Raw genomic sequence first — 10,365 nt, forward strand, 5'->3', positions numbered from 1 at the left:
ACTTAAACCTCACTAAGAACTCTTCGTTAGCAATGGCTATTGGCTACCCTGACTTAGTTTCTGTGTTCGCAGGTACAACTCTCAACCAAACAGGTCAAGCTATCGAAATCATTGCCATGACCATGGGTGTATACCTAACGCTAAGCTTATTGACCTCTGCGTTAATGAATATCTATAACCGTAAAGTCGCATTGGTGGAGAGATAATATGAGCACACATCAATTTCAACCAGATCTTCCACCTCCCGCTAATACCGTTGGCGTAGTCGGCTGGTTAAGAAAGAATCTCTTTAATGGGCCGATAAACAGCATCGTCACCGTTGTTTTGGGTTACATCGCCTTTTCACTGCTCTGGACAACCTTCGATTGGGCTTTCCTAAATGCAGACTGGGTTGGCACAACACGTGATGCTTGTACTAGTGACGGTGCTTGCTGGGTGTTCATCAGCGTTCGCTGGGATCAGTTCATGTACGGGTTCTACCCTGAGGCAGAACTGTGGCGCCCTCGCCTTTTCTACGCAACATTGGCTATCTTTGTAGCACTATTGGCTTACGAAAAAACACCTAAACGCACGTGGATTTGGTTATTTTTCGTAAACATCTACCCATTCATCATTGCTGGTTTGCTATACGGCGGTGTATTTGGATTGGAAGTTGTTGATACGCACAAATGGGGTGGCCTACTCGTTACGCTTATCATTGCATTGGTGGGTATCGTTGTATCGCTGCCGATTGGTGTAGCACTAGCGCTTGGCCGTCGCTCTGAAATGCCAATTATCCGTAGTATTTGTACTGTGTACATCGAAATTTGGCGTGGTGTTCCACTGATTACTGTGCTGTTCATGGCGTCTGTAATGCTGCCACTATTCCTTACTGCGGGTTCTGAGACCGATAAGTTATTCCGTGCGCTAGTAGGTGTGGTTCTATTTAGTGCCGCTTATATGGCCGAGGTAATTCGTGGTGGCCTGCAAGCTATTCCCAAAGGACAATATGAAGCCGCTGACGCACTGGGCTTAACCTATTGGAAAAAGATGGGGCTGATTATTCTTCCTCAAGCGCTGAAAATCACAATCCCATCAATCGTAAACACATTCATTGGCTTGTTTAAAGATACCAGTCTGGTACTTATCATTGGTATGTTCGATGTACTGGGTATTGGTCAAGCAGCGAACACCGACCCTGAGTGGTTAGGTTTCGCTACAGAAAGTTATGTATTTGTCGCGTTAGTGTTCTGGGTGTTCTGTTTTGGCATGTCGAGATACTCGATATGGCTAGAAAACAGACTTCACACCGGTCACAAACGATAGTTAATAAGATCAAGGACGTATTATGACGCAACAACTAAATCCAGAATCGCAAGAGTTGATGATTGAACTGAAAGACATGAACAAGTGGTACGGTGAGTTCCACGTTCTTAAGAACATCAACTTAGAAGTCAAAAAAGGCGAGAAAATCGTTATCTGTGGGCCTTCTGGCTCAGGCAAATCGACTATGATTCGCTGTATCAATAGACTGGAAGAGCATCAAAAGGGACACATCTTTGTGTCTGGCAATGAGCTTACTGAAGATCTAAAAAACATCGAAGCCGTTCGTCGTGACGTTGGCATGTGTTTCCAGCACTTCAATCTATTTCCGCATCTTACGGTACTAGAAAACTGTACCTTAGCCCCTATCTGGGTGAAAAAGATGCCGAAAGAAGAAGCTGAAGCGATTGCGATGAAATATCTAGAGCGTGTAAAGATCCCTGAGCAAGCAGACAAGTTCCCAGGTCAGCTTTCTGGTGGTCAGCAACAGCGTGTAGCGATTGCACGCTCTCTATGTATGAACCCACAAGTCATGCTGTTTGATGAACCAACATCAGCGCTCGACCCAGAAATGGTTCGTGAAGTTCTAGATGTTATGGTTGAACTAGCAGAAGAAGGCATGACCATGCTTTGTGTAACGCACGAGATGGGCTTTGCTAAGGAGGTAGCCGATAGGGTTATCTTCATGGATGCCGGGGAAATCATTGAAGAGAACAACCCTGTCGACTTCTTTGAAAATCCGCAGTCAGACAGAACTCAAAACTTCTTGAGTCAAATCTTACACCATTAATGTGTTATGATGCATAATTAAGGGAGGCGGCTTAGGTCGCCTTTTTATTTTTCAAATTGATAGTTGGTTGATAGAAGGATATAAATAGGTAACGCAAGTATAAAGGTTAAACATCGGGTGTTCGTGGCACTTTGATATCAGCATAAGACATACTTTGTTACACCTTCAGAAATACTTAACCAGCTATTTTGATTATTATTTTAAGTATACAAGTGGACTGTAAGACTTGATTTTTCGAACTTTCAGCCCCATAAATGTACTAATAACTATTGAAGTCACCTTACGAGGAAGATTATGAACAGCCCTATGTTTTCACGCACAGCATCTCAAGAAAGTGCTCTGCAAACCAATAAAGTGTTGCGTAATACCTACGCACTACTGTCTATGACACTACTTTGGTCTGCTGTTGTAGCAGGCGTATCTATGGCGATGAACCTTCCTCGTCCTGGTCTTATCATGATGCTAGTTGGTTTCTACGGCCTACTTTTCCTAACAGAGAAGAACCGTGACAACAGCATGGGTCTAGTCTTTACGTTCCTGTTCACAGGTTTCCTAGGCTACACCATCGGTCCAATCTTAAACATGTACGTTGGCGCAGGCATGGGTGATGTTATCCTAACTGCTCTAGGCGGCACCGCATTAGCATTCATGGGTGCATCGGCTTACGCTCTTACTACCAAGCGTGACCTGTCTTTCCTTAACGGTATGCTACTAGCAGGTTTCGTCGTGCTACTTGTAGGTATGGTTGCAAATATCTTCCTACAAATGCCGATTCTGTCATTAGCAATGAGTGGTATGTTCATCCTGTTCTCGACTGGTGTTATTTTGCTAACAACGCAAAACATCATCCGTGGCGGTGAAACTAACTACATCTCAGCGACAGTTAGCCTATACGTATCAATCTACAACATCTTCATCAGCCTACTAAGCATCCTAGGCATCATGGGCAGCGACGACTAATCACTCGCCTAATTGAAGAATATCTAGCCCAAGAGCCTATCTCTTGGGCTTTTTTGTATCTATAGGATCAATATTTTTCAAGATCGCAACGATATCTATTGAGAAAGGTAAACTTGGTCATGTACCCTACCTAAATAGTTAATTGGATTCTGGACTAAACATGTTTGAATATAACGGCAAGCAAATCGAAACCGACGCTCAAGGCTACCTGTTGGATTACACACAATGGGAAGAAGGTATGATTGAAATTCTTGCACAAGATGAAGCCATTGAGCTTACCGAAGCGCACTTAGAAGTGGTGCATTTTGTAAGGAGCTTTTACGAAGAGTTCAACACTTCCCCTGCGGTTCGCATGCTGGTTAAAGCGATGGAAAAAGCCCATGGCCCAGAAAAAGGTAACAGTAAATACCTGTTCAAATTATTCAAAAAAGGCCCAGCGAAACAAGCGACCAAACTCGCAGGCTTACCTAAACCAGCAAAGTGTCTGTAACAACAGGTTACTAATTATCTCAATCAAATACTGTGGCCTGTTAGCTACAGTATTTGGAACTCCCCAACACGCACATTGCGCTTTTCACCTTCTCCCAACCTTTGCTTAACCACATTGTCTACCGTTGCGCTCGCAGGACCTACTTGCAACCATTGGTATAGCTTATCTACCTGGCCACTTTCGCCAACAGCCAACACTTCAACTCGACCATCATTTAAGTTCTTGGCATACCCTGAAATGGCAAGCTTCTGCGCTTCTCTGCTGGTGTGATAACGGAATCCAACACACTGAACTACGCCTGATACGACAAATATAGATTGTGAATTTTTCATAACGTTGCCTCATAAATTGTATGAATGATATAGTTGAGACTCTATTCATTCACCGCTTATTGGTGGACTTACTTCGAGTATAACGATTATGAAAGAAATCCCATTTCGTTGGATTGATAAATATCTCATTCACCTAAAAATCCAAGAAAAGTTTTATCTCCTCTTTTTATTACCTCTTCTCGCTCTTGTTATATTAACTCTCGTTTTAGATAGTGCAGCAGATTCACTACTGGCCCACCTCTATCAAGAAGAATTGCTCTTAATGAAGGGGCTTATCGAAGCTGGTCAACTCACCAAAGAACAAGTTGCTCAACTGGTTAATAGCTCCGAAACTATCTCCCTTGGTTATGGCGCAGGCTCTGTTTCAGTTATGAATGGTGCATTTAGTTTGGTTGCTAACCACGACCAAAACCTGTGGTCTGCGCTTTCAGCAACACAGGTATCGATCGTTGCGGTCACCCTAACTTTGATTGCACTCGGTGTTTACTACATCATGACTTTCATTGGCGGCGCAATGTTCTCAATGAACAAAGCACTGAGCACACTCGCGAATGGTGACCTAACTTGTCGTATGGACTACTTCCCTGTTCGTGATGAGTTTAGTGAAATCGCAATTACTATCGACAAGGTAGCAGAACGCGAGCAAAACATGGTGCTTTCGATTCAAGAGTCTGTTGCGCTCATGCAGCAAATTAGCTCTGACTTGAATCAGTCAACGCAGCAAAGCTCTGATATCTCAGGAAACCAACAAGAGCATCTGAACAGTCTAGCAAGTGCGACTGAACAAATGGCCGCAACCATTCGTGAGGTAGCAACCCTTGCTCATGCATCAAGCTCTCAAACGATGGACGCTCGCGGTGTAGCTCAGAGTGGGCAAGTCAAAGTGTCAAATACGTTGGCGTCTATCTATAGCTTATCTCAAGAGATCCAATCCGCATCTCAAGCCGTTGAAGAGCTGGATGCAAACGCAGCGCAAATTGATGAAGTCGTGACAACCATCAATGGTATTTCAGAGCAGACCAATCTACTTGCATTGAACGCCGCCATCGAGGCGGCTCGTGCGGGTGAACAAGGTCGAGGTTTTGCGGTTGTTGCTGATGAAGTTCGTGCACTTGCCGGTCGAACTCAACAAGCAACGGTTGAGATCCAAAGTATGATTGAATCATTACAACGTAACAGCCAGTCGCTGACAAAGTTGATGGAAGTGACGGTGAACAACGCCAATGAAGGGCAAACATTGATGTCTGAAGTGAATGTTGAGATCGGCTCGCTAGCTGAAAAGAATCAATCCATTTCTGATAGCAGTACCCAAATCGCGACCGCAGCTGAAGAGCAAGGTGTTGTTGCCGATAACATTGCACAGAGCGTCGAAGAAATTCGTCATCAATCAGATAGCATCTGTGAAATGATCAGTAAGAGTAATTCTAATATTGACCAGCTTCGTAAGCAAAGTGACACCATGGAAGGCTTATTGACAGGTCTTAAAGCATAATCTTGGTCTTTCAAAGGCAGTATTTAGAATATTGCTATCTAACTGATTAAAATCATGACAAGGGCTGCTCACGCGGCCCTTTCTTATTTGCTTTTCACCTGCACTTCCCCGACAATACCCCTCCTTCAAATTCAACAAACAGAGTAAATTATGACTCCTTCTATTCATCTAGCGAAAGGCCGTGACAAATCATTACGCCGCAAACACCCATGGGTATTTTCACGCGGTATCGATAAAGTCGAGGGTGAGCCAAAACAGGGTGAAACGGTAGACGTATATGCTCAAAATGGTCAGTGGTTAGCGAAGGCTGCTTACTCACCATCTTCTCAAATTCGAGCACGTGTTTGGACATTTGAAAAAGAAGACATCAACAAAGCGTTCTTCGTAAAACGAATTCAAGACGCACAGTCATTACGCGAAGACATCATCGAACGTGATGGCCTAACAGGTTACCGCCTGACCGCAGCAGAATCAGACGGCTTACCAGGTATCACCATCGATAAGTATCAAGACTACTTAGTTTGCCAACTCCTTAGTGCTGGTGCTGAATTTAACAAAAGCGTATTGGTTGAAGCGCTAATTGAGTGCTTCCCAGACTGCAATATTTACGAGCGCTCTGACGTAGCGGTTCGTAAGAAAGAAGGCTTAGAACAAGTGGTTGGCGTTCTTCACGGTGAAGAGCCACCAAAGTCTATCGTAATTGAAGAAAACGGCGTTAAGATCAGCGTAAACATCATGGAAGGTCACAAAACAGGCTTCTACATGGACCAACGTGATAGCCGTAAAGAGTCAATGAAATACGTAAAAGGCAAAGACGTCCTTAACTGTTTCTCGTACACTGGTGGTTTTGGCCTGTACGCGCTTAAAGGTGATGCAAAACGAGTCATCAACGCAGACGTATCTCAACTTGCTCTTGAAACAGCCAAATTCAACGCTGAGCTTAACGAGTTTGATATCTCGAAAAAGCGCGCTGTATTCCTAAATGCTGACGTCTTCAAGCTGCTTCGCGAATACCGTGACCAAGGCACTAAGTTTGACGTGGTGATCATGGACCCACCGAAGTTTGTTTCAAGTAAGAACAACCTGACGTCGGGTGCAAACGGCTATAAAGATGTAAACATGCTTGCAATGCAAATCCTAAAGCCAGGCGGTACGCTACTTACCTACTCTTGCTCTGGCCTAATGGGTACAGACCTATTCCAAAAGATCATCGCTGATGCGGCCATTGACGCTGGCAGAACCGTTAAGTTCGTCGAGCGCTTCGAGCAAGCCGCTGACCATTTAACAGACACGGCTTACCCTGAAGGCTTCTACCTAAAAGGCTTTGCTTGTAAGGTACTTTAAGCTATCTAGTTTTAAATAACTACTTAACAAAAAAGGGCCTTTCGGCCCTTTTTTGTTATTGGTCTGGTAACTGTTTGAACAACTGGTTCATCAGGTCGTTCAATTGTTGCCCAGTCACCTCTCCTGAGCTCAAGCCAGAAACCTGGTTAGCTGCCCCATCAAGGACGATCGTTTGTGTATCTCCTGTATGACCTGCCGATTCCGAAATCGTAATAACTAAGTCGTTTCCAGAAGCCTTTTCAATAACAATATGCTCTAATAGATCACTCATCGTATTCTCATTCGGTAGTAACTGAGAAATATCTAAGTGGTCTTCATCAAGGGTAAAGTCAGTTATTGTATCGACATCATTCTGGAATGGTTGATCAACCCACTGGAACAAATCGTCACCATCATCCCCTGTTAAGATATCGTCACCAATACCGCCAATAAGAATGTCGTCATCACCTTCACCTCTCAAGTGATCGTCGCCTGTTCCACCAATAACAATATCCCTGCCACTACCAGCACGAATATAATCATTTTCAGAACCACCATCCAAATAATCGTGACCAGAACCACCTGATATCAGATCGATGCCGGCTTCACCCAAAATCACATCATTACCAGAACCGCCCTGACCAACATCAGCCCAACTCGGCGCTACATAAGGTGAGCCTAGTGTGCCATCTTCAGAATCTCCTTGATAAATTTGAGAAGCATCTGCCTCTACAAACTCTTCGGCGTCTTGAACATCGAATGCCGCATTACTGCCACTATCTCCTAAGTGAATAATGTCGTTGAAATCGCCACCTTCAACATGATCATTATCGCCACCTGTTACAATTAAATCGGAGTTGTCAGTAAGCTGAGGATTTTGTTGCCCTCGCTCAACTTTTACACCGTTAACCGTTATGGAAGGTTCTGGCTGACTTTGCCAATTGTCGCCATGATTACTTGAAACAATCCCTTGTGGCATATATACCGCATTTATACCGTTTCCGTCAGATATTGTGTTACCGCTATGCGCTGTTATCGAAACCGACATAGTAGCGCTATCACTATTTCCATTTTTATCCGTTGCAGTGTATGAAATTTCAACGACATCACCGGCATTAGCATTATCACTAGGTACGAACAACACTTGTCCATCAACGATTGAAACTTGGCCGAGCGCTGGATTTAGTAATGTTACGCTTGATAGAGTCAAAATCGATGTCAAAGCATGTGGGTTGTAGTCATTTGCCAATACATCAATCAACACCGGAACCAATTCCGTAGTAGACACGTCATCGTCATTAGCTTCCATCACCGGAGCTTTTATATTGAAAGTCATATTACTGCTACTAGTATCCCCATCGTTATCTGACAACTCATAGTCGAAATCCAACGAAATATCTGAGTCCACGACTGCAGCAAAGAATTGATAAGAGCCTGTGGCCATATCCAAAACCAATGTGTGACTATCATCAATAAATATAGAAACTTGGCTGCCGTCTATCGCCGTACTCACACCAGAATCAAAACCAGAAACAGAGGCCTCTACACCATTATAACTGACCGTCACCCCACCAAAGGTAACTTCAGATACGTAGCCACCATCTGCACCGAAACCACTTATGGAGCCATTGCTACCATCGTTAACCACTTGACCGGATATAGGATCGACGACCGATTGCAAAATAATAGGAGGAAGCTGAGTAATATCAGGAACTACGACAGCTCCGATCTCGCTATCGGTAGCACCATTGTATGCTATATCCTCTAGGTAAGTGATTGGCACGGCTTCACCCATACCGTAAGCAAGTGCCGTAATGTCATTGGAATCTACAAAGCTCTCCCAACTCGATTTTTCAGAATCTGTTAGGCTACCGCCAGAGTTTGGTGCACCGTCAGACAAGAAATAAGTTATGTTTGATGGATTACCATCAACCTTTCCAGTGTCATCCCAGTGATCCATAGCCGCATCAATAGCTGTGTCGTAATAAGTCGCGCCGCCAGCAGCCAAGTTATCTATCAAGTCAATAGCTTCTGTCACAGACATCCAACTCGTACCGCTTGCTCCATTTTGCGCATCAGAACTACCTGAGAATGTGACTATTTGTACTTGTGTAACACCTAAGCTTTGGTACTCGCTAAGTAACTGCTTTGCCGCATCTTGCATAATGGATAGACGAGATTCATTAGTCACCGTCGAACTACCAGTTACTGAATCCCAGGCCATCGATCCAGATACATCTAAAATAAGCTGTACGTTTGCTCCCGCCTTAGCAGAAGGCTGTAAATCATTAATTATTGGCCGTGCAATTGGAGTATCGTCAGCAATAGAGAGTGATATAGTACCGGTTTGACTGCCGTTGCTGTTCGACGCAACTACCCCAATATCGATCGACATTTGGTCTAGCTGTGTATTGCCATCCAAATGATCAACGGGTCCACTCAAACTTAAGTCATAGTTACCGGCATCATCGATAGTCGCAGTTAAAATTACTGACCCGTTGACAGTACCAACAAGCGTTTGCCCAGCGTTCGAAGAAATCCAAGTAATACCATGCCCATTAGATGTGTAGCTTTCAGAAGGTTCCTGCAAAATAATACTGTCAGCGTAGAGTACGTCTATATTCCCCACAACAGATTGTGTCGCGCTAGCGTCTTCAGACACATCACGCAAGACACTAGTCACTTCAGGGGAAGGTTTCACGATAGATTCCGTCTCAATCGTAACTTGCGCTGTTGAACTCTCTAAGTCACTAGAGTCTTCTGCTTTGTAATCAATGGTCTCTGTAACTTTTGCATCAACTACCTCAACGCCTTTAAAGGTAATATTTGAATTTCTATTAGGGTTCGATGATCCATCTTGAGTTGTGAACACTCTTAGCTCAGTAAACGGAATAAAACCTCCGTTACCATCGGGAATCGAAACGTTAACAGTCGCATTACCGCTAGAATCAATAGATAAAGTATACTCGTCGCCGAAATTGGAATTGTTTTCAGTATTGAAGTTGAACGTACCAACAACGTTACCATCAGAGTCCAATGCAACAACGTTAATCTCACCGTCAGCGCTACTGTTAGGGTTGTAATTCCCATAAACGCTACCGAAATCTAGATTAGCAGACAAAATTTCCGCACCACTATTCCCAAAATCGACAGAAATGAATTCTTTCGAGGTTACGTCAAGTTCGCTACTTCCGTTCTTACTTGTTGATACACCAAAACCATCTTCTACACTATAGCCATCGTAATTCAAGTAAACCCCAGGGTTACTAACTACATCGTTACCAACAGGTGAACTACCCGTGTATGTACCAGCAGAAATCGAAATAAGATCGTTAAAATAAGAAATCGATGTGCTTCCGTTTGATGTATCAATATCAGAAGCAAGATCAGATGCACTAAAGCTAAGTTGGTCAGCAATATCTGAATCTAAAACATATTCAAAATTGTCAGCATCACCATACTCTTGTCCGACCACAACCTCAGTTTTAGTACCATCATCCGCCACTTCGTACAAAGTACCGAAAATAGGTTCACTCTCGATAATTACCGAAGTTTCGATACCAGCAGCATCATCTTCTTCATCACTTGTATGTGGTGCGAAATCAACTGTAGTTGAACTGTTGATAGTTGTTTCGGTGAAGCTCGTTGCTACGGGGCGGTCGTTTTCACCCGTAAT

The 10,365-nt window shown here is 43.7% G+C and carries 8 protein-coding genes and 1 pseudogene; 7 read left to right on the forward strand and 2 right to left on the reverse strand.

Features of this window, described 5'->3' with window-relative positions; genetic code table 11:
- From BCT81_RS18595 to BCT81_RS18615, 5 genes and pseudogenes are all read left to right on the forward strand, one after another.
- Window positions 1-206, forward strand: a pseudogene (locus tag BCT81_RS18595) (amino acid ABC transporter permease); the annotation flags it as partial.
- 1 nt (window position 207) lies between these two features.
- A complete protein-coding gene (locus BCT81_RS18600) occupies window positions 208-1,305 on the forward strand; it encodes an amino acid ABC transporter permease (protein WP_061033461.1) in 1,098 nt (365 codons plus the stop codon).
- 22 nt (window positions 1,306-1,327) lie between these two features.
- Entirely contained in the window at window positions 1,328-2,092 is a 765-nt protein-coding gene (locus tag BCT81_RS18605; RefSeq protein ID WP_004742336.1) for an amino acid ABC transporter ATP-binding protein, read from the forward strand.
- Window positions 2,093-2,386: 294 nt separating this feature from the next.
- A complete protein-coding gene (locus BCT81_RS18610; protein WP_008223498.1) occupies window positions 2,387-3,052 on the forward strand; it encodes a Bax inhibitor-1/YccA family protein in 666 nt (221 codons plus the stop codon).
- Window positions 3,053-3,212: 160 nt separating this feature from the next.
- Window positions 3,213-3,542 (forward strand): TusE/DsrC/DsvC family sulfur relay protein, encoded by a 330-nt coding sequence (locus tag BCT81_RS18615; protein ID WP_008223499.1) that lies wholly within the window; start codon window positions 3,213-3,215, stop codon window positions 3,540-3,542.
- A 44-nt stretch (window positions 3,543-3,586) separates the two neighbouring features.
- Here BCT81_RS18615 and yccX read toward each other — a convergent pair whose 3' ends face one another.
- Window positions 3,587-3,874, reverse strand: coding sequence for an acylphosphatase (gene yccX / locus BCT81_RS18620; protein WP_008223500.1), 288 nt, complete (start codon window positions 3,872-3,874; stop codon window positions 3,587-3,589).
- Window positions 3,875-3,962: 88 nt separating this feature from the next.
- Here yccX and BCT81_RS18625 point away from each other — a divergent pair, with 88 nt between their 5' ends.
- Both BCT81_RS18625 and BCT81_RS18630 read left to right on the forward strand, forming a co-directional pair.
- Window positions 3,963-5,366, forward strand: a complete 1,404-nt coding sequence (locus BCT81_RS18625; RefSeq protein WP_102425430.1) for a methyl-accepting chemotaxis protein — start codon at window positions 3,963-3,965, stop codon at window positions 5,364-5,366.
- Window positions 5,367-5,516: 150 nt separating this feature from the next.
- A complete protein-coding gene (locus tag BCT81_RS18630) occupies window positions 5,517-6,710 on the forward strand; it encodes a class I SAM-dependent methyltransferase (protein WP_102425431.1) in 1,194 nt (397 codons plus the stop codon).
- Between the two features lie 55 nt (window positions 6,711-6,765).
- Here BCT81_RS18630 and BCT81_RS18635 read toward each other — a convergent pair.
- The coding region (locus BCT81_RS18635) for a VWA domain-containing protein (RefSeq protein WP_102425432.1) at window positions 6,766-10,365 on the reverse strand (3,600 nt) is incomplete at its 5' end.

The organism is Vibrio sp. 10N.261.52.A1 (genome assembly GCF_002876325.1).
In the GTDB taxonomy this organism is placed as follows: Bacteria; Pseudomonadota; Gammaproteobacteria; order Enterobacterales; family Vibrionaceae; genus Vibrio; species Vibrio chagasii.

Coding starts and splice junctions, on each gene's coding strand:
- BCT81_RS18600 (WP_061033461.1), top strand. CDS start 208: ATGAGCACACATCAATTTCAACCAGATCTTCCACCTCCCGCTAATACC.
- BCT81_RS18605 (WP_004742336.1), top strand. CDS start 1,328: ATGACGCAACAACTAAATCCAGAATCGCAAGAGTTGATGATTGAACTG.
- BCT81_RS18610 (WP_008223498.1), top strand. CDS start 2,387: ATGAACAGCCCTATGTTTTCACGCACAGCATCTCAAGAAAGTGCTCTG.
- BCT81_RS18615 (WP_008223499.1), top strand. CDS start 3,213: ATGTTTGAATATAACGGCAAGCAAATCGAAACCGACGCTCAAGGCTAC.
- yccX (WP_008223500.1), bottom strand. CDS start 3,874: ATGAAAAATTCACAATCTATATTTGTCGTATCAGGCGTAGTTCAGTGT.
- BCT81_RS18625 (WP_102425430.1), top strand. CDS start 3,963: ATGAAAGAAATCCCATTTCGTTGGATTGATAAATATCTCATTCACCTA.
- BCT81_RS18630 (WP_102425431.1), top strand. CDS start 5,517: ATGACTCCTTCTATTCATCTAGCGAAAGGCCGTGACAAATCATTACGC.